General features: G+C 62.8%; 20 protein-coding genes and 1 pseudogene. 5 read left to right on the top strand and 16 right to left on the bottom strand.

The features are described 5' to 3' along the window. Window positions 1-49: 49 nt before the first annotated feature. Complete coding sequence (locus M0D65_RS21230; RefSeq protein ID WP_266254421.1) at window positions 50-622, bottom strand: site-specific integrase; 573 nt, start codon at window positions 620-622, stop codon at window positions 50-52. 66 nt (window positions 623-688) lie between these two features. Between M0D65_RS21230 and M0D65_RS21225 the strand changes: the two are divergent. Beyond that, window positions 689-1,288: pseudogene (locus M0D65_RS21225) on the top strand (ATP-binding protein); the annotation flags it as partial. Between the two features lie 350 nt (window positions 1,289-1,638). On the opposite strand, the gene M0D65_RS21220 reads toward M0D65_RS21225, so the two are convergent. Next, entirely contained in the window at window positions 1,639-2,319 is a 681-nt protein-coding gene (locus M0D65_RS21220) for a hypothetical protein (RefSeq protein ID WP_266254420.1), read from the bottom strand. Between the two features lie 101 nt (window positions 2,320-2,420). Here M0D65_RS21220 and M0D65_RS21215 point away from each other — a divergent pair, with 101 nt between their 5' ends. After that, entirely contained in the window at window positions 2,421-2,945 is a 525-nt protein-coding gene (locus M0D65_RS21215) for a TlpA disulfide reductase family protein (protein WP_266254419.1), read from the top strand. A gap of 85 nt (window positions 2,946-3,030) precedes the next feature. Here M0D65_RS21215 and M0D65_RS21210 read toward each other — a convergent pair whose 3' ends face one another. From M0D65_RS21210 to ugpQ, 8 genes are all read right to left on the bottom strand, one after another. Beyond that, on the bottom strand, window positions 3,031-4,383 hold the full coding sequence (locus M0D65_RS21210; RefSeq protein WP_266254440.1) for a sigma-54 dependent transcriptional regulator: 1,353 nt from the start codon (window positions 4,381-4,383) through the stop codon (window positions 3,031-3,033). A gap of 18 nt (window positions 4,384-4,401) precedes the next feature. Next, window positions 4,402-6,324 carry an ATP-binding protein gene (locus M0D65_RS21205; protein ID WP_266254418.1) on the bottom strand — a complete coding sequence of 641 codons (1,923 nt, stop codon included), beginning with the start codon at window positions 6,322-6,324 and terminating at the stop codon, window positions 4,402-4,404. 82 nt (window positions 6,325-6,406) lie between these two features. Next, a complete protein-coding gene (locus tag M0D65_RS21200) occupies window positions 6,407-7,687 on the bottom strand; it encodes a dicarboxylate/amino acid:cation symporter (protein WP_266254417.1) in 1,281 nt (426 codons plus the stop codon). Between the two features lie 508 nt (window positions 7,688-8,195). Then, window positions 8,196-9,263 (bottom strand): ABC transporter ATP-binding protein, encoded by a 1,068-nt coding sequence (locus M0D65_RS21195; RefSeq protein ID WP_266254416.1) that lies wholly within the window; start codon window positions 9,261-9,263, stop codon window positions 8,196-8,198. A 19-nt stretch (window positions 9,264-9,282) separates the two neighbouring features. Further along, on the bottom strand, window positions 9,283-10,074 hold the full coding sequence (locus M0D65_RS21190; RefSeq protein WP_091009454.1) for an ABC transporter permease: 792 nt from the start codon (window positions 10,072-10,074) through the stop codon (window positions 9,283-9,285). Then, complete coding sequence (locus M0D65_RS21185; RefSeq protein WP_266254415.1) at window positions 10,071-11,009, bottom strand: ABC transporter permease subunit; 939 nt, start codon at window positions 11,007-11,009, stop codon at window positions 10,071-10,073. Before M0D65_RS21185 ends, M0D65_RS21190 begins: the two co-directional genes overlap by 4 nt. 190 nt (window positions 11,010-11,199) lie before the next feature. Further along, window positions 11,200-12,312, bottom strand: coding sequence for an ABC transporter substrate-binding protein (locus M0D65_RS21180; RefSeq protein WP_266254414.1), 1,113 nt, complete (start codon window positions 12,310-12,312; stop codon window positions 11,200-11,202). A 60-nt stretch (window positions 12,313-12,372) separates the two neighbouring features. Next, window positions 12,373-13,149 (bottom strand): glycerophosphodiester phosphodiesterase, encoded by a 777-nt coding sequence (gene ugpQ / locus M0D65_RS21175; protein WP_266254413.1) that lies wholly within the window; start codon window positions 13,147-13,149, stop codon window positions 12,373-12,375. Window positions 13,150-13,577: 428 nt separating this feature from the next. Here ugpQ and M0D65_RS21170 point away from each other — a divergent pair, with 428 nt between their 5' ends. Further along, complete coding sequence (locus tag M0D65_RS21170; RefSeq protein WP_091009442.1) at window positions 13,578-14,348, top strand: DeoR/GlpR family DNA-binding transcription regulator; 771 nt, start codon at window positions 13,578-13,580, stop codon at window positions 14,346-14,348. A gap of 18 nt (window positions 14,349-14,366) precedes the next feature. Here the strand turns inward: M0D65_RS21170 and M0D65_RS21165 are convergent, their stop codons facing one another. Further along, window positions 14,367-16,034, bottom strand: a complete 1,668-nt coding sequence (locus tag M0D65_RS21165) for a Na/Pi cotransporter family protein (RefSeq protein ID WP_266254412.1) — start codon at window positions 16,032-16,034, stop codon at window positions 14,367-14,369. Window positions 16,035-16,247: 213 nt separating this feature from the next. Between M0D65_RS21165 and M0D65_RS21160 the strand changes: the two genes are divergently transcribed. After that, window positions 16,248-16,937 (top strand): HAD family phosphatase, encoded by a 690-nt coding sequence (locus M0D65_RS21160; protein WP_266254411.1) that lies wholly within the window; start codon window positions 16,248-16,250, stop codon window positions 16,935-16,937. 42 nt (window positions 16,938-16,979) lie between these two features. On the opposite strand, the gene M0D65_RS21155 is transcribed toward M0D65_RS21160, so the two are convergent. Genes M0D65_RS21155 through tauA form a run of 3 tightly spaced genes read right to left on the bottom strand, consistent with a single transcriptional unit; the run spans window position 16,980 to window position 19,720 of the window. Then, complete coding sequence (locus tag M0D65_RS21155; protein ID WP_266254410.1) at window positions 16,980-17,891, bottom strand: ABC transporter permease subunit; 912 nt, start codon at window positions 17,889-17,891, stop codon at window positions 16,980-16,982. Next, the gene (locus M0D65_RS21150) at window positions 17,888-18,685 is read right to left on the bottom strand and encodes a taurine ABC transporter ATP-binding protein (RefSeq protein ID WP_266254408.1); all 798 of its coding nucleotides are present in this window, start codon (window positions 18,683-18,685) and stop codon (window positions 17,888-17,890) included. Before M0D65_RS21150 ends, M0D65_RS21155 begins: the two co-directional genes overlap by 4 nt. 12 nt (window positions 18,686-18,697) lie before the next feature. Beyond that, on the bottom strand, window positions 18,698-19,720 hold the full coding sequence (gene tauA, locus M0D65_RS21145) for a taurine ABC transporter substrate-binding protein (RefSeq protein ID WP_266254407.1): 1,023 nt from the start codon (window positions 19,718-19,720) through the stop codon (window positions 18,698-18,700). Window positions 19,721-20,189: 469 nt separating this feature from the next. Here tauA and M0D65_RS21140 point away from each other — a divergent pair, with 469 nt between their 5' ends. Beyond that, entirely contained in the window at window positions 20,190-21,806 is a 1,617-nt protein-coding gene (locus tag M0D65_RS21140; RefSeq protein ID WP_266254406.1) for a hypothetical protein, read from the top strand. A gap of 98 nt (window positions 21,807-21,904) precedes the next feature. Here M0D65_RS21140 and lipA read toward each other — a convergent pair whose 3' ends face one another. Together lipA and lipB are read right to left on the bottom strand one after the other, a co-directional pair. Further along, a complete protein-coding gene (gene lipA, locus M0D65_RS21135) occupies window positions 21,905-22,918 on the bottom strand; it encodes a lipoyl synthase (protein WP_266254405.1) in 1,014 nt (337 codons plus the stop codon). A gap of 13 nt (window positions 22,919-22,931) precedes the next feature. Beyond that, complete coding sequence (gene lipB / locus M0D65_RS21130; protein WP_266254404.1) at window positions 22,932-23,705, bottom strand: lipoyl(octanoyl) transferase LipB; 774 nt, start codon at window positions 23,703-23,705, stop codon at window positions 22,932-22,934. Window positions 23,706-23,745 lie beyond the last annotated feature (40 nt).

The raw sequence follows: 23,745 nt of genomic DNA, 5'->3' as shown, positions 1-23,745 counted from the left end.
AAAATTCGATGAAAATTTGCGGCTCTAGTGGGTCAGTTCTGCGCGGACATCAACAATGTGCGGGCAAGCGGCTACGTACGCGTGGCAGATAGGAATCCGCCAAGGCGACTCTATATCGCCGGCCCCGGAAGCTGGAAGCCCCGCTAGCATCGTTGTCGGCCAGTAGCCATTCTCCGAGAGGGCTAGCAAATATTCGCCCCCTTTGCGCCCAGCGGTAGAACTGCATTACGGCGACCAGGCGCAGCCGAATCGTCGCCGGCGACAGATCCCAAATACCATGCGCCCGTCTTCGACGTAACGCCGCGCGGAAGCCAAGCAAGTCCTCTTCGGTGGCGTCGGACAGCGACAGCTCTTCTGCCGCAAGAAACTGCATCCAAGCAACCATCCCTTCGCCATAGACCCGGACGGTGTCACCTGTCCAACTTGAACTGCGCAGGCAGGCGTCTGCAAGAAATTCTGTGCACTCCCATTGGAAATCAGCATCCCCCGCCAGAATCACACCAACTTTCGGCCGTCCAAGAAGATTGAAAGACCCCGCCCCGGAAAACAACCCAAGCTCATGATCCGACATAGACGGAAGTTTTCGGGGATCTATCAACACTAACCTGTACTCCATTTTCATACCTCCTCGTACCAGATTACTGGTCGATGGAACTTAAGAAAACATACAGACAGTTTAAGTTGCCTAATGCCCGAGTTCGATCGTCACGTGCTGGAGACGCTGCGCGAACCGCTGGAAGCCGGCCGCATCACGATCTCACGCGCAGCCTGGCAAGCGGACTTCCCCGCTGCGTGCCAGCTGGTCGCCGCGATGAACCCCTGTCCTTGCGGCTGGCGCGGCGATCCGAACGGGCGTTGCCGCTGTACGCCGGACATCGCCGCGCGTTATCTGCGCAAGCTGTCCGGACCGCTGCTCGATCGCATCGACATCCAGATCGAGATTCCCGCGCTGACGCCCGCCGAATTGTCGGCACGCGCGTCGACCACCGGCGAGGCGAGCGCACCGATCGCAGAACGCGTTCACGGCGCACGTGAGCGCCAGCTCGCGCGCCAGGGCAAGACCAATCGCGAGCTGAGTGGGCGCGAAGTCGACGAGGTGTGCCGGCCGGATGCCGCCGGTGAAGCGCTGCTGCGCGACGCCGGCGAGCGTTTCGGCTGGTCAGCCCGCGCTTACTATCGCGTGCTGAAAGTGGCCCGAACGATTGCCGACCTCGCGGGAAACGATGTCCCCAATGGGGGGCAGGTCGCCGAGGCCGTGCAGTATCGGCGCGTTTTTTCCGCGCGATGAATGGTCAAGAAAGGCAAAAAATGGCCTGTCAAGACTTGACTTATACACACAGAAGAGCTTCGGATAGATTTCGATACAATTGAAAGGATTGTGTCGGGTCAATCTTTTAACTTATTGATTTTATTTAGTATTTTTTATTTCCATGTTCGTGGGCAAATTAACGGAACCCCCACCGGACGGGCATTCGAGCGAGGTTTGCGAGAGTTTTCAACAAAGTTATCCACAAGTCCTGTGGGTAACCTAAAAACCCTCATTAAATCCGTCTATTAGAGCGATAACCTGCGAAGGAACTTTCAGTAGCGGTCACTCTGGAGAGTTCGCAGAACGCGCATTTCGTCGGTGAACTACCGTCAATCGAGCTTGAACGACTGGAAAAACTGATCGATCTGCTCCGGCGCCGGGTTTTTGCTCCCGATAATCGCCGCCTGATAGACATGCTTGCCGCGCGCCACGAGTCGCGCGTGCATCGTGCGCGGCTCCTGGTTCGCGCCTGCCTTGCCGCTAAACGTCATCTCGATGCCGGGCACCTGGCCGCCTGCCGCGAGGGGAATCTGCGTGGCATGTGCATCGGGCGTCGCACCGAGGTTGCGCGCCAGTCCCGCACGCAGGAATTCGAGCGCGGCGCGCTGCACCTGCGGGTCGTCGCTGGGCAGCGTCACGCTGCCGACGGCGAACACGGTGTGATCGGCCTCCGCAATCTGCATCGCCATCTTCATCGGCGTTCCGCCGATATCGATCTGCCGCTCGTCGTTGCTCGGCTTGGCCGGTAGATCGACGGAATAGCCCTGCGCGTCGTTCGCGACGGTGCGCCAGTCGTAGGTTGGCGAGCAGGCGATCAGCGCGGCGCCCGTCACGGCAACGCAGACCGCCGAACGCAGCACCGTACCCGCGCCAGAAGAAGCAGCGCGCCGGGCATGACGGCGAAACGCATGAACGAACGGAAAAAGGCGCGAAGCCAGGTAAGAAGCCAGATAAGAAGCGAGCCTGAACATAAGACCTGAAAGCCGATAGACAGAAACGGAAAGCCGCATTATCCGCTCGTGGGCACGTCGATGCTGCCCAACACGATTGAGGCTACAATACCGACCACCCCACGCTGTTTCAGCGCAATGCGCTTCCTGAGGTCCTGTTCATGAGCCCTACTCCTGTTTCCCGACGCGCGAGCCCGCTGCGCTACATCGCGGCAATCGTCGTCGCTGGTGCGATTGCGGTCGCTGGCTATTTCGCGTTCGGCAGCCAGCAGCATGTTCCGGATGCGTCGTTCACGTTGCTGTCCGGCCAGAAGGTCACGACCTCCGACCTCAAGGGCAAGGTCTATCTGGTCAACTTCTGGGCGACCAACTGCGATACCTGCATGAAGGAAATGCCGCAGATGGTGAACACGTACAACCGCTTCAAGGGCCAGGGCCTCGAGTTCGTTGCGGTCGCAATGAACTACGACGCGCCGATGTACGTGACGAACTACACGCAAACGCGTCAGTTGCCGTTCAAGGTGGCGATGGACGACGGCTCGGCGGCGAAGCAGTTCGGCAATGTGCAGTTGACGCCGACCACGTTCGTGGTCGACAGGAACGGCAAGATCCTCAAGCGCTATGTCGGCGAACCGCAGTTTGCCGAGCTTGATGAGTTGCTCAAAAAGGCGCTGAACGCGGCCTGATTTTCCCCCTCGTTTTACTCAATTTGCGGCTTCAGCGCACTTCGCCGAAGCCGCAAATCACGCAGCCCCTTCAGCTCCCCCAGCCTCAACGTTCTCCTTCTCCACGCGCCGCCAGGCCGTATCGTTTGATCTTCTCGTAGAGTGTCGCCTTGCCGAGTTGCAGCCGGTCCGCTGCGAGCGCAACCGCGCCGCCCGCCTGATCGAGTGCCTGCGCGATCGCCGCCCGTTCGAACTGCTCCACGCGCTCCTTCAGCGGCTGCACGGTGTCGTCATCATCAGACGATAGCGGCGTGCGCTCGTCCGCGACGCCAAGCACGAGCCGGTCCGCAGCATTGCGCAACTCGCGCACGTTGCCAGGCCAGTCGCGCTGCATCAACGCGCTGCGTTGCCGGTCCGTCAGCAGCGGTGCAGGGCGCTCATAACGCACGGCCGCGTCGAGCAGGAAATGCTCGAAGAGCGGCACGATATCCTCGCGCCGCTCCGCAAGCGGCGGCAGCGCGATCGTCACAACGTTCAGCCTGTACAGCAAGTCGCGCCGGAACGTGCCGCTTGCCACGTGCTCGGTCATCTCGCCTTTGGCGGCGGCGACGATGCGGCAATTCACGCGAATCGGCTGATTCGAGCCGAGCCGCTCAAGCACACCATCCTGCAACACGCGCAGCAGCTTCACTTGCAACGCGAGCGGCATGCTCTCGATTTCATCGAGAAACAGCGTGCCGCCCGACGCATGTTCGAGTTTGCCGATGCGGCGTTTGGCCGCACCGGTAAACGCGCCGGGCTCGTAGCCGAACATCTCCGACTCGAACATCGGCTCGGGCAACGCACCGCAATTCACGGCGATAAACGGCTTGTCACGACGCGGCGACAGTTCGTGCAGACTGCGCGCGATCAGTTCCTTGCCGGCTCCGGTATCGCCATTGATCAGCACCGACGCATCGGTCGGCGCAACGTTCGCGATGAGCCGGCGCACCTGCTCGATGGCCGGACTGCGTCCGATGATGCGCGGCGCCACCGACTGCTGCCCCGCTAGTTGACGACGCAGCGCGAGATTCTCCAGCACGAGGGTGCGACGTTCGAGCGCACGCCGCACGGTTTCGATCAGGCGCTCCGACGCGAACGGCTTCTCGATGAAATCGTAGGCGCCGTCGCGCATCGCCTGCACGGCCATCGATATATCGCCGTGTCCAGTGACGAGGATCACCGGCACATCGGGTGCACGCTCGCGGCATTGCGCGAGCAGGTCGAGCCCGCTCGCGCCCGGCAGACGAATATCGCTGACGATCACGCCGGCGAAATCCGCGACGATCAGCCGTGCCGCCGCTTCGACCGATGCGAACCCGACCACGTCGAAGCCCGCGAGCTGCAGGCTCTGCACGCTCGCCCGCCGCACAAGTTCGTCGTCTTCGATGTACAGCACCTGCAAACCGTTGTTCACCATGATCGTTGTCACCTGAAATCAGGAGCCCGCGACAAGCGGGTCTGTGGCCAGCGCGCGGGCGCGACGCAACGTGAGGATGAATTGCGCGCCGCCATCCGGCGCGTTGCGCGCGACGAGCGAGCCGCCGCAGTCGCGTGCAATCGACGACGAGATCGCGAGTCCTAACCCGAGCCCTTGCCCCATCTCTTTCGTCGTGAAGAACGGTTCGAAGAGACGCGGTAAAACGTCGTCGGGAATGCCGGGGCCGTTGTCGCGCACGGCGATCGACAGTGTGCTTTCCGCCGCCTCGATATCGATGACGATGTGCGGCGACGTCACGCCGCTGGTTGCATCGAGCGCGTTGCCGAGCAGGTTGATCAATACCTGTTCGAGACGCAGTTCGTCACAATGCGCGGCCAGTTGTTCGTTCATGTGCGTGGAACTGCCGCCGATATCGAACGGCGTGAGTGCCCCCGTCTGCGGGTCCCGCAACACGATGTCGACACCCACACCGAGCAGGCGCTTTTGCAACAACGCGAGCACGTTGCTCAAAGCACGCGCAACCGGCGCACGCGCACTGCGCGGCCGCGCCCGCCCAACGAACAGTTTCAACTGATTCGTGATCTTGCCCATGCGCTCGGTCAGCGACGCAATCGCTTCGAGATTTTCGCGCGCCGATGCGTGGTCGCCGCGTTCGAGCAGCACGCGCGTGTTGTCCGAGAAACCGCGCAATGCTGCGAGTGGTTGGTTCAACTCATGTGTGATACCTGCGGCCATCTGGCCCAGCGCGGCCAGCTTGCTCGCCTGCACGAGTTCATCATGTGCCGCGCGCAGTTCCTGCTCGGCGCGCGTGCGTTCGCCGACTTCCTTCGTCAATTGTTCGTTGGCTTGCGACAGGTCGGCGGTGCGCTCCGCGACGCGCTGGTTCAGTTCCGCATACGCCTTTTGCAGCAACGCGCGACTACGGATCATTTCGCGTACGCGCGCCCGGCGCATGCGCCAGTAGAACGCAAACAGACACAGCGAGATATAGCCGAAGCCGGTCACGACGGTCGCGTTGCGCGCATCGCGGTCGACGGGATCGACGGGTGCCATCGTGATCAGATGCCAGTCGGGTTCGCCGAGCGCACGACGCGACGCAAGATAGCGCGGCGCATAGCGCCCGCCACCGATACGCACGATCTGCGCATCGCCTTCAAGCGTTCGTTCGATCGTCACCGGCAGCGGCGCGATCTGTTGCTGCGCGTATTGGCGTGTCTGCCAGATCGACTCGGCCACCGGTCCCGACAACGGCCGTACCGTGTGATATTTCCACGCGGGTACCGATGAGAGAAACACGACGCCGTGATCGTCGGTGACGATCAGCGGCTCGGACGCGTCAGCGCCCTGAAACCATTCGAGGTTCAACTTGACGACCGCGACGCCGACGATCTTGCTGTCGCGATAGACAGGCTGCGAGATGTAATAGCCGGGATCGTGAGAAATCGTGCCGATGCCGAAGAAGCGACCAACGCCGCCCTTCACCGCCACATCGAAGTACGGTCTGAAACGATACTCGACACCGACAAAACTCTCCGCGTCGTGCCAGTTGCTGGCTGCAACGCAGATACCGTCGGCTCCGATGACGTAGGTCGCGGTAGCACGTGCGTGCCGGTTCAGATCTTCGAGGTAGCGGTTTGCGCGATCCACGCGCGAGGGATTCGGCTCGGCCAGCACGTCCTGCACGAACGGATGCTCGGCGAGCAGATAAGGTAGCGACTCATAGCGTTCGAGCGTGCTCTTCAGCGCGCTTGTGGTGCGATCGGCGCGCACAGCGGCGTTGCGCCGCAGGTTGTCGATGCCGCGCTGCCACGTGAAGCTCCACGTGAGCCCGCTCGCCGCCACGAGCCCGGCAGCGAGCACGAAGAAAATCAACAGACGGCGCGTCAAGGTGGCGGTGTCCGGTCGGTGGAAGTCGACCATTGTGGCATAGGCTGCCGCACCACCGTCCGGCGCGCGGGACGGACCTGTTCGAGGCCGGCGCCGCCCCGCGCGTTTCATCGCGTCATGCGCCGGCGGTTTCGTTGACCCGCACCTCGCCGCGCAATGCGGCGTTCAGCTTCGAGCGGTCCAGTTCCTTCTCCCATGCCGACACGACAACCGTCGCCACGCCATTACCGACGATGTTCGTCAGCGCGCGGCACTCGCTCATGAAGCGGTCGATACCGAGGATCAGCACCATGCCCGACAGCGGAATGGTCGGCACCACGGCAAGCGTTGCTGCGAGCGTGATAAAGCCCGCTCCCGTCACGCCGCTCGCGCCCTTCGACGTCAGCATGGTCACTGCCAGCAACGTTAATTGCTGCGTGAGCGTGAGATCGGTGTTGGTGGCCTGAGCGATGAACAGCACCGCCATCGTCATGTAGATGTTGGTGCCATCGAGGTTGAACGAATAACCCGTCGGCACGACGAGACCCACCACCGAGCGCGAACAGCCGAGCTTCTCGAGCTTGAGCATCAGTTGTGGCAGCGCGGCTTCGGAAGAACTCGTGCCGAGCACGATCAGCATTTCTTCCTTGATGTACGCGACGAAGCGCAGGATGTTGAAGCCAACCGCGCGCGCGATGATGCCGAGCACGACCACTACGAAGACGATCGACGTCAGATAGAACGTACCGATCAGCTTCAGCAGCGGCACCAGCGAGCCGACACCGTACTTGCCAATCGTGAACGCCATCGCACCGAACGCGCCGATCGGCGCAAGCTTCGTGATGATGCGCACCACACCGAACAGCACCGTCGAAATCCCTTCGATGAAGTCCGTCACCACCTTGCCGCGCTCGCCGAGCGTGGCCAGCACGCTACCGAACAGCATCGCCACCAGCAGGATCTGCAGAATCTCGCCCTGCGCGAAGGCCGACGAAATCGTGTCGGGAATGATGTGCATCAGGAAGTCGACGGTCGTCTGGCCGTGCGCCTTCGCGGCGTACGAGGCGACCGCCTTGGCATCGAGCGTGGTCGGATCGACGTTGAAGCCGACGCCGGGCTTGAGCACGTGCGTCGCGATCAGGCCGAGCAACAGCGCGAACGTCGAGACGATTTCGAAGTACAGCAGCGCCTTGCCGCCAACCCGACCCACCTTCTTCATGTCCTGCATCCCCGCGATGCCGGTGACGACCGTACAGAAGATGATCGGACCGATCACCATCTTGATCAGCTTGATGAACGCGTCGCCGAGCGGCTTCATGTCGACGGCAAATGCCGGCGAGAAGTGGCCGAGCACGACGCCGATGATGATCGCGCCGATCACCTGGACATAGAGAATTTTATAAAAGGGTTTCTTCACGATGGTTCCTGCAATGTGGATGAGCCGAAGCAGAGGCCTGCCACGCTGCGCATCACGCGAACGAATCAACGCACGCCTGTGCACGGCAGTCGGGCCGCGACAAGACGATGGTTCTAGCGATACCGGGAAGTGAATTTGGACATCGGTTGTCTCCTTGCTTTAGTTTGTCGGGCCTTGGCGGCCGCCTATGCTTTTTGCAAGGGTGATGCCAGCTTGATGATGTGCGTTGCGCTTTGATTTATATGGTTTTTTTTGCAACGACGTGCGTGCGCCGTCCGGGTTTCCGGAAAACCGGAACGTGAGCGTCGGGGAATCCGGACGATGTAGGCCCTGTGCCTTTCGCCGGCACTTGGCGAAAAAAATGCCTTTCTCGCGGGAGAAAGGCATTTCAGGGAGATCTCAGCGACTTTATTTTCGCGTGGGCCCGGAGGTCGGTCCGAACCCACAGCGGGATGTTAGGAGGTTTCCTGCGGCGGGTCTTATAACTATTGTTAAACCACCGCGACGCTCACGCGCCTTCTTCGAGCACGAGCAGATTGTCGTGCGAGAACCCCAGCGCAACGGGCTGTCCCCGTTCCGGCAGGCTGCGATTCGGATCGTTGAACACATCGAGCGAAATCACCGCATCTTTCACACGCGTCCTGATCCGCACCACCGCGCCGAGAAAATTCACTTCCTCGACCGTTGCGTTCAGCGTGTTGCGTCCCGGTGCCGCCGGCTCCAGCACGATCGCCTCGGGCCGTAACGCAAGCAGGCGTTGCTTGCCTGCATCGTTAGCCGGCAGTTCGCGCGAAGTCGTGAGTTCCTGACCGTCGACCGCCATGCGCCCCTTCGCCGGATCGACCACCTGACCCGAGAGAATATTCAGCGTCCCGACAAACGATGCAACGAAACGCGTGCGCGGATAGTTGTAGATCTCCGACGGCGTGCCAACCTGTTCGACGCGCCCCTCGTTCATCACCACGATGCGATCGGAGATCGACAGCGCTTCTTCCTGGTCGTGCGTGACGAAGATCGACGTGATACCGAGTTCGCGCTGCAACGCGCGGATGTCCTGACGCAGCGAAATGCGGATCTTCGCATCGAGCGCCGACAGCGGTTCGTCGAGCAGCAGCACCTGCGGCTTGCCGGCCAGCGCGCGCGCCAACGCCACACGCTGCTGCTGCCCGCCCGACAGTTGCCACGGGTAACGTTCGCCAAGCGCAGGCAGGCTGATCAGCTTCAGCATCTCTTCGACGCGCGACTTGATCTCTTCCTGCGGCCGACGCGCGACGCGCAGACCGAAGCCGATGTTGTCGGCCACCGTCATGTTCGGAAACAGCGCGTACGACTGGAACACCATACCGACCTTGCGCTGCCGCGTCCGCAGATGCGTAACGTCGCGCCCATCAAGCTTTATCGTGCCGCGTGTCGGACCTTCGAAGCCCGCGATCATCCGCAGCACGGTTGTCTTGCCACAGCCCGACGGCCCCAGAAACGTGATGAACTCGCCGCGCTCGATCTTCATGTCGAAGTGATGCAGCGCGATGTTCGTCCCAAAGGATTTGTGCAGGTTGTCGATCTCGAGAAATGCCATGATGCGTCGTCCCAGTTCTTCAGGTCTTCTGTCCGGCCAGCGAGCGCGCCGAACCGAACACCTGGATCAGCCCCATCGAGGCCCACGTGACGACGAACGCGATCACCGCGAGCGCCGACGGTTCATATGCGCGGTTCGCGCCGATCAGTTGCAGGTACGGTCCAAACGCGGGCCGGTCGAGCAGGCTCGCCAGCGTGAATTCGCCGATCACCACGGCAAAGGTGAGAAACGCGCCCGAGAGAATGCCCGAGCGGATGTTCGGAAAGATCACCTTGAAGAGGATCGTCGTCCAGTTCGCGCCCAGGCATTCGGCGGCTTCGGTCAGTGCGCGGATATCGACCGCGCGTAGCCCCGCATCGACGGCGCGGTACATGTACGGCAGCGACAGCGTGACGTAGCCGAGTACCAGCAATAAGTCCGTCGCGCGTTCGTTGCCGGTGAGCGGCAGGATCGAACTGCTGTTGTAGATGCGCAGATAGCCGAACACGATCACGATGGCCGGAATCACCAGCGGCAGCAACGTGATGAACTCGACGAGCGGGCGCAGTTTCGGCAAGCGCAACTGCACCCAGTACGCGGTCGGCACGACGAGCAGAATGCCGACGATGATCGTCAGCACCGCCATCAGCATCGAGTAGCCGAACGACGCCTGAAAGCGCGGATCGGCGAGCACAACGCGGTACGCGTCGAAGCTGTAGGTGCCGCGGCGCATGCGCAGGCTGAATTCGAAAGTGGCGATCAGCGGAATCAGAAAGTACAGCGAACCGACGATCATCGCGGTCCATGCGCCTACGCGCGACTGGCGTTTCATCGACGGCCCCTTTCGGCGCGCGAGCGCAGCCAGATGTAGCCGCCGTTCGACAGGCCGGTGACGAGGATCATCCCGAGTGCGAGTGCGTAGCCGAGGTTCTGGTTATGCAGCACGTCGCCGCGAATCTGCGCATACAGCAGGATCGTCACGATGTTCAGCGAGCTGCCGGTCAACGCATATGCAGTTGCGACCGCACCGAACGAGTTCGCGAACAGCAGCAGCGCTGCGCCGAGCACGCTCGGCCACAGCACCGGCAGCGCAACGTAGCGCCAGTACTGCGATGGTGTGCCGCCCAGACAGTCGCACGCTTCGCGCCACTCGCGCTTGAGGCCATCGAGTGCCGGAGTGACGATCAGCACCATCAGCGGAATCTGGAAGTACAGATAGGTCAGCGTGAGACCCCAGAAGCTCAGTACGCTAAAACCCGTCGAATACAGGTTGAAGTCGAGATACTTCTTCAGCAGCATCGTGACTAGCCCGACGCGACCGAGCGTGCAGATAAACGCGAACGCCAGCGGCACGCCGGCGAAGTTCGACGCGACGCCGGAGAACGTCATCAGCGTCGGACGAATCCACGCAGGCAGCTTGCCTTGCACTGCTGCCCACGCGAGCAGCGAACCGATGAACGCGCCGCCAAGCGCCGATGCGGCGCTTACCTTGACGCTGATCCAGTACGCGTCGAGCACGCCTGGCTGAAGCAACTCGCGAAAGTTCTCGAGCGTGAAATGGCCTTGCGGATCCTGGAATGCGCCGACGATCAGGAAGCCGGTCGGCAGGATCAGAAACAGCACCGCGAAAATGAAGAACGGCATGACGCCGATCCAGCTCCAGAGCGGCGACGCGCGCCCTGGACCGTTGACCTGCGGCGTCGGACTCGGCACGGGCGGAACCAGTAGTTCCGCGGGCCCGGCTCCGGCCTCGGATGATGCACTCATAGCTCACCCCGAAAGGGCTTGCGGGTTGGTGTGCATGCGTTCTTGCACATCACCCGCGGCTGCCATGCGCTGCGCGGCTCGCCGACAGCGCGAGCCTGCGTTCGCAAGACAGGTCGATGCATCTGACTGATGCGTTTGCCGGTACCGGGCACGGACACCCGGTACCGCTCCTGCTTTTACCTGACGGGGCTTACTTCACGTTGGCGCCGACCGCCGTGTCCCACTGCTTCGTGATCGTGTCCTTGTACGCGTCCTGCTGCGACAGCGTCGGGAACACCGCGCTCTTGTACGCGCTAGCCGGCGGCAGCTTGTCGAGCAGCGCCTGCGGGACTTTCTTGGCGGCAACCAGCTCGTTGTAGCGGATCGGATGGCAGTAGCCGGCCAGCCAACCAATCTGGCCTTCGTCCGAGTAGAGGTATTCCATCCACAGCTTCGCGGCATTCGGATGCGGTGCATACGCGCTGATCGCCTGTGCGTAGACACCGGCAACCACGCCCGTCTTCGGCACGACGACCTGGACCTTCGGATTGCCCTTCAGCGTGTCGCGATCGGCGAGTGCGTTGTAGTCCCAACGCACGATGATCGGCGTCGTCCCTTGCGCAAGCGATGCGGCCTTGCCGATCACCGGTACGAAGTTGCCGCGCTTGTTCAGTTCGGCGAAGAATTTCAGACCGGCATCGGCGGCTTTCGATGCATCGCCCTTTGCCTGCGACAGACCAGAAGCGTAGATGCCCTGGATCGCCTGATTCGCCGCGCGCGGATCGCCGGCCAGCGACACGGCGTTCTTGTATTCGGGCTTGAGCAGGTCCGACCAGTCGGTCGGCACCTTGTCGATCATGTCCGAGTTAACCTCGAACGACAGCACGCCGTAGTAATCGCCGTACCAGTAGCCTTCCGGATCTTTCGATTCGGCCGGAATCGAATTCCACGTCGATACCTTGTACGGCTGCAACAAACCTTGCGCCTTGGCGGTCGGTCCGAACGACAGGCCGACGTCGATCACATCCGGCGCTTGCGGCCCTTTGTTGCCCTTGTTCGCCTTGATCGCTTCCACTTCATCGCCGGAACCCGCATCCGGATTCAGCTCATTGATCTTGATGCCGTATTTCTTCTGAAAGCCCGCGATCAGCGCGCCGTAACCGCACCAGTCGTGCGGCAGGGCAATCGTGGTCAACTGACCTTCCTGCTTCGCGGCGGCCACCAGCGCGTCGGACGGCGCAGCGAACGCAACGCTCATACCCCCCGCCGCGACGCCCGCAACGGCCGACAGCGAAACAAAACGGCTTAACTTCGTGCGGTTCATGGTGTTCCCATCCTCTGCCGAAAATTGCTACGTTGATGAATGTGTCCGGATTTCACGACTTCACGCAACGGTGCGTGCGTCGCCCGCGATGATATCGATGCGATCGGTACAGATCATGTCGACGCCCCAGCGCACGAGCTCTTCCGCGCGCGCCGGATCGTTGACGGTATAGGTCAGTACGCGCAGGCCCGCCGCGTGAATCGCCTTGACCTGCTCTTCTGTGATCCGCTTGTGATCCGTATGCAGCGATACGCAATCCAGTTCGCGCACGATACGCAGCCAGTCGTCGGGCAGCGCATCGAACAGCATGCCGCGCGGTAATTCCGGAACGGCATCGCGTGCGGCAGTGAGCGCTTCGATGGAGAACGACGACAGCAGCGGAGGTAGCGTTGCCGATTGCCACAACGTGCGCGCAGCCTGCGCGACGAGCGTCCCGGTCAGCGCGTCGCGCCCGTGGCACGGCTTGATTTCGATGTTGGCGGCTATGCCCTCGCGCGCGCAGCGCGCGGCGACGTCGGCCAGAGTGGGCAGCCGTGTGCCGACAAAGTCCGGGCCGTACCACGAGCCGGCGTCGAGCGCGGCGAGTTGCTGCCAGCTATGTTGCGCAGCGGCGCCGTGGCCGTTGGTCGTGCGATCGAGCAGATCGTCGTGCAGCAGGAAGACGGTGTTATCCGCGGAAAGCTTCGCGTCGAACTCGATCATCCGGTAGCCGTAACGGATACAGGCGTCGAATCCTGCCAGCGTGTTCTCGGGCGTCAGCGATCCGCCAATCCGGTGAGCAACGCGCGCCGGATAAGGCCACGTGCCGCGTGCATTCTGCGTGCTCTCCTCTTTCACGTCCCGTCACCCTTTTCAATGAGCTTGATCGACCCGTCGGCCCCGCCGCTGCCAGCCTCCTGCAGCCGCCGGCCAGGCGCCGCGCTGCAGTGCACCTAAAGCGTTCGTGCGCACCGGTACAACCGGTGGCCCCGCCGATCGCCATCGCAGTATGTCCAGCTAAAACGACACGCAGTTTACCGAAAGCGACATCGATTGTTCGAAAGCAGACACATCCCTTCCTTTCCGAACATCCGATTTTCGAAATGCGCACCGAATCGCCAATCTGCGAAGGCTAAATTCAAATACACAACTATGCAAGCTGCCAAAAAAATACAACACGCGGCGGATAAAATAGTACGCTCGACATCTGTCTGACATACCCGAATGGCAGTGATAGGTATGCGCAGCACGCTTAATCTTCCTAACTTTGCGCCGGGACCCAAGGCATGTGGCAGAAAGACCGTCATCAACGAATCCGCGCCCTGCTGTCGACGCTGCAACGGGTATCCACCGAACGCATCATGGCGGACCTCGATGTTTCGCGCGAAACCGTGCGGCGCGATCTGCTCGACCTCGAAGCGTTGGGCGAGCTGCGGCGCGTACATGGCGGCGCGGTACGGCCCGGTGACGAAGCGCCGATCGCGGAGCGCGCGCATACCCACGTCAAGTCCAAGAACGCGATCGCAAAAGCGGCAACCGGAGTGATCGCGAGCGGCCAGACGCTCTTCATCGATGCGGGCACCACCACTGCGCTACTCGCCGAAGAGCTGGCGAAGCTCGCCAATCTGACCATCGTCACCAACTCGATCGATGTCGCGCTGAAGCTGCGCGGCTCTGCCGAACCGGCGGAAATGTCGAACGAAGTCATCCTGCTGGGCGGCTCGATCAGCGAACGCGCGTTCGCCACCACCGGGGCGACGACGATACTCGACATTCGACGCTATCGCGCCGATGTCGCGCTGCTGTCGCCAACCGGCGTCGATGTGCGCAGTGGTGCGACGAACTTCGATCACGCCGAATCGGAAGTCGCGCGTGCGATGGTGGACTGCGCGGACAAGATCGTGATCCTCGCGGACTACAGCAAGATCGGCCAGCGCAGCCGCGTGTCGTATTGCCCCGCCGAACGCATCGACGTGTTGATCACCAACAGCAAGGCGACCGACGTACCCGACTTCGCGCCGCTGAAGAAGAAAGTGCGCAAGGTGATCATCGCCTGAGCGCGACGCGCATTTAGCTCATTCCTTCACGTGCATCGTGTCGAGCGCACGCTTGCGCAGCCGCGTTTGCCGCAGGGCGCCCGCTGCGTCGAGCACCGGGTAAGCGGTCGAACAGAACAGCGAATTGAGCCGCTTCATATCGCTGATCAGGTCCAGATGCAGCGCGCTCGTTTCGATGCTGCGCAGCGTCTGCCCCGCGAGCCGGTCGACGTGCGCATACGAATAGGCGCGTTCGAGATCGCGGAAACGCTCCTTCTCCGCCAGCAACCGCTCCGCACAGCGCAGGTCGCTGTTCAGGAACACCGATAGCCCAAGCTGCAGATTGCTGACGAGCCGCGTATGCAGGTCCTCGAGTTCGCCGAGCCCTTCCTCCGAAAACGACAGACGATGCGAGATCTTTTTCTCTTCGATATCGCTGACGATGCGCTCGATGATGTCGCCCGCGTGTTCGAGGTTGATCGTCAGCGCGATGATGTCGGTCCAGCGGCGGCTATCGGGCTCGTCGAGCTGTTCGCGGGAAATTTGCGCGAGGTAGGTCTTCACAGCTGCATATAGATGATCGATGTCGTCGTCCATGCGGATCGTTTCGCGCGCTTTCTGCAGGTCGTTGTGGTGCAGCAGCTCGGCGACGTTATCGAGCATCGCGCGAACGATGTCGCCGACACGCAGCACTTCGCGGGCAGCGTTTGCGAGCGCGAGGCTCGGCGTAGACAGCGCGGCCGCGTCGAGATGCAGCGGACGGATCTCGCCGTTCGGCACGGCACGATCGGGCAGCAGGCGCTCGCAGATGCGCCCGACCGGATCGATCAGCAGCAGGCACGCGCAGCAGCGCAGCGTGTTGTAGATCAGGTGAAAGCCAACGGTCGCTTCGCGCGGATTGGCGATCAGCACCGGCAGCCCGCGCGCGAGCAACGGCGCGAACGGCAGGATCAGCAGTGCGCCGGCAAACTTGAACGCAAGGCTGCCGAGCGCAAGGCGTCGCGCCGCGGCGTTCTGCGCCAGCGTACCGAACAGCGCCAGCATGCCGCTACCCAGATTCGCGCCGATCACGAGGCACAGCGCGACCTTCAGCGAGATCACGCCTGAGGATGCAAGCGTTGCCGTCAGCAGCACCGCGGCGAGGCTCGAGTACGAGATCATCGCGAATGCCGCGCCGACCAGCGCATCGAGCATCGTGTCGCCGGTCAGTGCGCCGAACATCACGCGTACGCCGGCGCCGCTCATCATCGGTTGGGCGGCTTCGACGATCAGATGCAGTGCGAGCAGGATCAGGCCAAGGCCGATCGCGGTCCGGCCCACCTGGCCGAGACGCGTCTGCTTGCGCGACAGGAATACCGGCACGCCGAACAGCACGAGGATCGGCGACAGCCAGGACAGGTCGAGCGTCAGCACGCGCGCCATCAGCGCCGTACCGACGTCCGCGCCGAGCATGATCGCGAGGCCGGCCGTGAGCGGCAACAGCCCCTGGGCTGCAAACGACGTCACGATCACCGCGGTCGCATTGCTGCTCTGCACGAGACTCGTCACACCGATCCCGGCGAGAAACGCCTTTAGACGACCATCGGTACTACGGCCGAGCACGCGCCGCAGATCGGCGCCGAGCACGCGCAGGATGCCGGTGCGCACGATATGCGAGCCCCACACGAGCAGGGCGACCCCGGACAGCAGATTAAGAAGAATCAACATGGCTGACTACGCTTTCGATACCTTCGGCCACAACGGTCTCCGGCGGCCGGCTTGAAGCGACCCGGCGTTTATGACAGTAGTGTTGCACATTTTTGCCATATTGTAATTTTGTGCATTTAAATATAGGATCGCCACGGCGTGCGACGGGCACGCTATATCGTCGGTAACGCGGCGCGATGCCGCGCCGACTGACCACTGCAGGGGAGAGAAGTAATGAGCCGCAATCTTGCGCTGTTCGATCTGGACCACACGCTGCTGCCGCTCGACAGCGACCAGTCGTGGGCGCATTTCATCGCAGGGTTGGGGATCGACGGCGCGCAGCAGCACGCCGACGAAATCGACGCGTACTACCAGCAATACGTGGCCGGCACGCTCGATATGAACGACTACCTGAACTACACGCTTGCACCGCTAGCCCGCCATTCGCGCGCGCAGCTCGACGCGTGGCATGCACAGTTTATGGACAAGGTGATCGTCCCGGCCATCCGTCCTGCCGCGCTGGCGCTGCTGCATAAGCATCTCGATGCAGGCGACCTGTGCTGCATCGTGACCGCGACCAACGTGTTCGTCACGGCGCCGATCGCCAAGGCGCTCGGCATCGAACACCTGCTCGGCATTGAGATCGGCACCGAGGGCAACGACCCGGCCGCGCGCTATACGGGTGCCGCGACCGGCATACCGAGCTTTCGCGAAGGCAAGATCGCGCGCACGAACGAATGGCTCGCATCGCTCGGGCACACGCTGAAGGACTTTCCGAAGAGCTACTTCTATAGCGACTCGATCAACGATGTGCCGCTGCTCGAACGCGTTACCGATCCGGTCGCGACGAATCCCGACGACCGGCTACGTGTGGTGGCGAAGGAACGTGGCTGGCCGGTGCTTGAGCTATTCGGTGCTGCCTGATCCGGCGCGTAAGCGAGTGCGTGACGTTGTAGTTGCGTGACGTTAAGCACGCCCTTTCCACGGCACGAGCCGACGTTCAAGCGCACGCATCCCCAGATCGAAGATCCACGCGATCAGACCGATCAGCACAATCCCCATCACGACCACATCGGTGCGCAGAAAGCTCGATGCGTTGAGCACCATCTGTCCGAGCCCCGCGGTCGCCGCGACCATTTCTGCGGCGACAAGCGTCGTCCAGCCGAAGCCGATTGCGATACGCAGCCCGGTCAGGATCTCGGGCAACGCCGCCGGCAATACGACGTGGCGCACGACCTGCGCAAAGCGGCCGCCGAGCGAATACGCGGCATGAATCTGCTCAACGGTTGCGCTGCGCGCTCCCGCGCGTGCGGCCATCGCGATCGGCGCAAAGCAGGCCAGATAGATGACGACGATCTTCGCGGTCTCGTCGATACCAAACCAGATGACGACGAGCGGCAGGTAAGCGAGCGGCGGCAGCGGCCGGTAGAACTCCAGCGGCGGATCGAGCAGCCCGCGCGCGATCCGGCTCACACCCATCAGGATGCCGACCGGTACCGCGGTTGCCGCGGCCAGCGCGAACGCGCCGAACACGCGCAGCGCGCTCCACGCCAGATGCTCCGATAACGGCAGACCGCCTTGAATGCGGCCGTGCCACGCATCGATAAACGCGGCCCATACCGCTTCGGGCGTCGGCAGAAACAGCGGCGGTAACCAGTGCAGATGCGTGGCGAGCCACCACAGCGCGGCCAGCGTCGCCACCGAGGCCGCGCTCAATGCGGCAGTCGGTCCTTCGCCGGGCATGCGCCATGCGCGTGCGGAGCGCCTTGCACGTGCGGTGGGCGTAGCAGTGCGAGTATGTCGCGATGCATGCGACGTGTTGACGTAGGCAGCGGGTTCCAGCGCGGGCTGGTTGAGTGAATCGCGCGATGCCGTCATGACACACTTTCCTGCGGCGCGCGTTCGTGTAGATGCCGAACCAGGCGCTCACGCCATTCGATGAAATCCGGCGCGGACTTCACCGCGCGCGCATCGCGCGTTTCGATGAAGCGCCGCGCGAACGGCAATGTCCACGTCTGCGCGATACGACCCGGGCCCGGCGTCATCACGACGAGACGCGTCGCGAGAAACAGCGCCTCTTCGACACTGTGCGTGATGAAGAATACTGTCTTGCGCGTTCGATCCCATACGTCGAGTACGAGCTCCTGCATCGACTCGCGTGTCATTGCGTCGAGCGCGCCCATCGGTTCGTCCATCAACAGCACCTGCGGATCGCTCGCAAGCGCACGCGCGATACCCACCCGCTGCTGCATGCCGCCCGACAGCGCATACACACGCGAATGCGCATACCGCTCGAGCCCGACAAGCGCAAGCACACGACGCGCAATACGCTCGCGCTCCGCTTTCGGCACACGCTGAAAGCGAAGCCCGAGCGCCACGTTATCGAGCACATCGAGCCACGGCATCAACGCGTACTTCTGGAACACGACACCGCGATCGGCGCCAGGTCCCTCGACCGGTTCGCCGTTCAGTAGAATCTCGCCTTCACCGGGCGCAATGAAACCGGCGATGCAGTTGAGCAACGTCGTCTTGCCGCAACCCGACGCGCCGAGCGCCACGACGAATTCGCCGGGTTCGATATGCAGGTCGACGTCCTGGAGCGCGACGGTCGGCGGTGTGCCGCGCGCACCGGGATAAGCAACCGATAGATGCCGGATTTCGAGTCCGCTCATGTCATGCCCGGCTCAAGGCGTCGCATGCTGCACGAACTGCGGATCGACGCCCACCGAATAGTCGGGCAGCACGTTCTGAATCGTGCCCTGCGCTTTCAGGAAAGTCGCGGTTGCCGCCAGCGATTTCGCGGCGCCCGACTGCGCGCCACCACCGAGCCATACGTTCGACGCCTGCTCCACCGGCGTCGGAAACGCGTAGAGCGCGAGGCTCGCGGGCACGTCCTGCGCGTTGGCGCCGGACTCCTTCGCGACCGCGACTACCTGCGGCGATGCGGCATTCCACGCAGCACTGTGCGCGCGATAGTCCGCATCGGTCGAGGCAAGCACCTTCACGAAGCGCGCGACAAAGTCCGCGTTATCGCGAGCGAAGCGCCGATCGACGACGAAACCATCGAAGGTTGCCTTGCCCGTCTCGCGAGCGACCTGCCCCGACGTGATCAGCACCTTGCCGTTCTGCTTCACCCTGGCGAGCACCGGATCCCAGATGTAGGTCGCGTCGATGTCGCCGCGCGCCCACGCCGCCGCGACTTCAGGCGGACGCAGGTTGACGATCTTCACGTCCGAGGGATTGACGCCGGCATTCTGCAGCGCGACGAGCGTATGGAAATGCGAAGTGGACACGAACGGCACACCGATCTTCTTGCCCTTGAGCCCGGCGACGCTCGATACCCCCGAACCATCGCGCGCGACCAGCGCCTCGGCATCGTTGATGTTGTCGAGAATCCAGAACAGCGAGATATCGACGCCCTGCGACAAGCCGGCCGCGATCGGGCTCGAACCTGCTTCGCCGAGTTGTACCGAGCCCGACGCGAGCGCGCGGATCACGTCGGCGCCGCTGCCCAGCTTGCGGTAGGTGACCTTGTAGCCGGTGGCTTTCTCGACGGCGCCGGTGGCCTGCGCATAGCGCCACGGCACGACCATGTCCTGATAGGCAATGACGACCTCGCGCGTGTCGGCGTGCGCGGTGTTGGCGAGCGACGCCGACAGCGCTAAAGACGCCAGTGCAGCCGCGAGCGGACGAAGGAATCGGTTCATCTGGAAGCCCCGTTGGATCAGGATGTCTAAAAGGCTTCCGACTATAGGGAGTTTGCCGCCGCGCGGTTCTAATTAATCCGCGATTGCTAATGACGGCGTTCGAGCATTGCTTTTCGCGTTGGGGTGGATGGTCGCGAGGGCGGCGACGTATGAATAGCCCTATGCGGCAGACGATGCGATGCGGGTTGCATGTCCCGAGAGCGCGACGAGCCATGGATGTCGGCGTGATCGTAGAAACACGCGAAGTCGTCGCGTAGCCCACTGGTTCGCGTGGCGCGCGATTACTTCGGTTTGCACGCGAAATACACTCACCACGCGAAGTAACGTGATCCATCCCTAAACGCCACTCGCTCGTACTATGAGAACAGAACGATCCTCGAGCCTGCCCGATCTCAATCTGCATCGGGGAAACGAATCGACGGGAACGGCTCCGCTAACGACGCAGAACCAGCAGCAGACACAGCGCGCATTGATCGAGGGCGCGCCGCGACCTATGGAGAACAGGCTACCGCCCGGCGATCGACGCCGCCGCGCATCCTTGCCGGCAGTTGTCACGGCGACAACAACGCCTGCCGCGGAGACCACCGCGGCGCCCGCCGTGGAGAGCGAAGAGCAGCGCACTGCCCGCGAACAGGGCATTCGCGACCAGCTCACCCGCTATTTCGAGCCGCACTATAAGGGCGGCGAAGCGGGCGGCGATGAATCGAACCGTGCGGATCTCAATGCTTTAATCGAGAACCGCGTGGCTGGACTTCTGGAAATGGGCGAGTCAGACGCAACGATCCAAAAGACATTCTCGAAGGGAGACTCGTTTGGCACGACGAGCGCAGTCGCAAAGGGTGCCATAGGCTCAGCCGCGTTCGGCACGGCGTCGCGCCTGCTCGATACGAAACCCGAGATCGGCAATACGATCGTGTCGGGCCTCAACGTGCTGCCGGGCGTCAAGAACGCGCCCGACTCTTTCAAGGGTGGTGTCGCCGCGGGTCTCTTTTCGGGCGCCATGGACCATGTCAGCGGAGAGGCGCTCAATCCCGCGATGGAAGCGCGGGGTGGCATTGACTGGTTGGCGCCCGATCGGGACAGGCTCGACCCGGTCATGCAGAACGCGCTGGACGCGGCAACGCCCAGCATGCTGGGAAAGATGCTGCGCAAAGCTGGCACGATCCAGTCATTCACGGCACGCAACGCCGTGGAACTCGCCGTCGTTCCGGGGATCGCCGCTGCGGGCTTCCCCGGGGCCGCGGCAACGGTTACGTCGGGAATAGCCGCTCTCGGCTCGATGGCCGCCGGCGCGGCCACCAGTGCGGGCGACCGCTACGTCGCAAAGAGGGACCATCTCATCGGCCCGGAATACCTGCTGGCGCGAGACGACTGGCGAGAACAGTACACCGCGCTCAAGGACGCGACGTGGAAGGGCGAGGCCGCGAACGGTGCCGGCCGCGTCGCGGACGCTCTGACCAGGATTCCCGCAGCGATCATCGCCGCACCGCATACGTACACGACGGCGACCAGTGTCGCGACTAACGTCGGTGCGCTCGGACTCGGCCTCGGTTTCGTCAGCCTGGCGACCACGGCCACGGGTGCGCTTGCGCGGAGTCAGGGCGCGAGCGAAGGGGTCGCCGAGTTCGCCGAGCAAGCAGTACACCTTGGAACGTCAGCGCTTGTGTTCGGGTCGTGGACCACGCTCGCGGAGGGCACCGAATCGGCCGTGGGTGCCATTCGCGGCGGATTGAACGCGGTGAGCGATCTCGCACGCAGAGGTGTATCGACGTCGGTACTGAAGAGCGCAGAAGTAGTGGGCGATGGCTCCGATATAGCCGCGAAGAAGGTGGTGGAAGGCGCCGATTACACGGGCAAGAAACTCGTGAGCGCGGGCAACGCCGTCGTCAGGGGCGGCGAGCAGGCGATAGAAAAGACCAGCGCTTTTGTGACCGAGGTGAGACCGATGGTGACCGGCGCAATGAATAATCTGGGCGAACGGATGGCCAACCTCCGTCGCAGACAAGTCCCCGCGGCGGGGGACCTGGAGAATCAGCAAACCGAGGCGCACCCCCTCGGTACTATGCCCGGTGCGTTTCCGGAGTAGCGGGATATCGTGCCCATCGGGAGCAATCTGTAAAGTGCAGATGGCCGGGGTTGGCCCCCGGCAGCGAATCAACCCATCTCGCTGCCGGTAATCTTCACTTACTTGTGCAGATCTACGACACCCGCCCCATGTGCCTGCAAATCGGCGTGATAGCTCGAGCGCACCATCGCACCGACCGCAGCATGCGTGAAGCCCATCTTGTACGCCTCTTCCTCGTACATCTTGAACGTATCCGGATGCACGTAAGCACGCACCGGCAGATGGTGTTCGGACGGTTGCAGATACTGGCCGATCGTCAGCATATCGACGTCGTGTGCGCGTAGATCGCGCATCACCTGAAGAATTTCCTCTTCGGTTTCGCCAAGGCCGACCATCAGGCCGGACTTCGTCGCGACATCGGGATGCAGCGCCTTGAAGTCCTTCAGCAGCTTCAGCGAATGCGCGTAGTCGGAACCCGGGCGCGCTTCCTTGTAGAGACGCGGCACCGTTTCGAGATTGTGGTTCATCACATCGGGCGGCGCGGCGTTGAGGATTCCCAGCGCGCGGTCCAGACGACCGCGGAAATCGGGCGTGAGAATCTCGATGCGCGTTTGCGGCGACTGCTCGCGCACCTGGCGAATACATTCCACGAAGTGACCCGCGCCACCATCGCGCAGATCGTCGCGATCGACGCTCGTGATCACCACGTACTTCAGCTTCAGCGCCGCGATCGTGCGGGCGAGATTGACGGGCTCGTCGGTATCGAGCGGATCGGGCCGGCCGTGGCCGACGTCGCAGAACGGGCAGCGGCGCGTGCACTTGTCGCCCATGATCATGAACGTCGCCGTGCCCTTGCCGAAGCATTCGCCGATATTCGGGCAGCTTGCTTCCTCGCACACCGTGTGCAGGTTGTGCTCGCGCAGGATCTGCTTGATTTCGGAGAAGCGCGAGCTACCGGTCGCGGCCTTCACGCGAATCCACTCCGGCTTCTTCAGCTTTTCGATCGGGATGATCTTGATCGGGATGCGCGCGGTCTTGGCCTGTGCCTTCTGTTTCGCCGTGGCGTCGTAGACAGCGGGAGCGTCGGTGGGGGCGGCAGTAGCGCCGGCGAGGTTCGCGGTAGCGTCAGTCATTCGTTCGATCCAGTCAGGCGGTGACGGCACCGGCCTGCGGTTGGGCGGCTGCGGTGCTGCCGTCGAGGTTTGCGGTAAGGCGGGCTGCAAGGGTGCCGGCTACGTCGTTCCAGCCGGCGGCGACGCCGAGCGTCGCCATATCGACTGTTTCGAGCCCGGCGTAACCACAGGGATTGATAGCCAGAAACGGCTGCAGATCCATCGCGACATTCAGGCTGACGCCGTGATAGCTGCAGCCGTTGCGGATCTTCAGCCCGAGGGCGCCGATTTTCGCGCCGCCATGCGGCCCTGCGTGCGGGCCGGGCGCCACATAAATGCCGGGCGCGCCCGCCTTGCGTTCTCCGGCGAGATTATACGCCGCGAGGGTATCGATCACGGCCTGCTCGATCCGCGTGACCAGTTCGCGCACCATCAGCTTGCGCCGTCGCAGGTCCAGCAGCAGGTATGCGACAACCTGCCCCGGCCCGTGATACGTGATCTGCCCGCCCCGATCCACCTTGACGAGCGGAATGTCGCTGTCGGCGGCGAGCAGGTGAGCGGGGTCACCCGCCTGGCCGAGCGTGAAAACCGGGAGATGTTCGACGAGCCAGATTTCGTCGGGGGTGTCGGCGGTACGCTCGTCGGTGAACGCGCGCATGGCCGCAAAGCTGGTTTCGTAGGCTTCCACGCCGCGCCAGCGCAGCACCGGAGCCGGCACGGCAGGCGCCGTCTGGACGTTCGCGCTGGCGGCGTCAGGAGCAATCGGGCTGGGAGAGGGGGAGGAAGGCAAAACCGGCGAAGCGCACATAGTTTCGGCAGTTTACCGAAAACCGTGGCACCTCGCCGGA

Origin of the sequence: Paraburkholderia sp. CHISQ3, from assembly GCF_030464945.1 — a bacterium.
Classification (GTDB): domain Bacteria; phylum Pseudomonadota; class Gammaproteobacteria; order Burkholderiales; family Burkholderiaceae; genus Paraburkholderia; species Paraburkholderia megapolitana.
The sequence above is the reverse complement of the archived record's forward strand: the minus strand, read 5'-3'. Positions and strand labels throughout refer to the sequence as shown.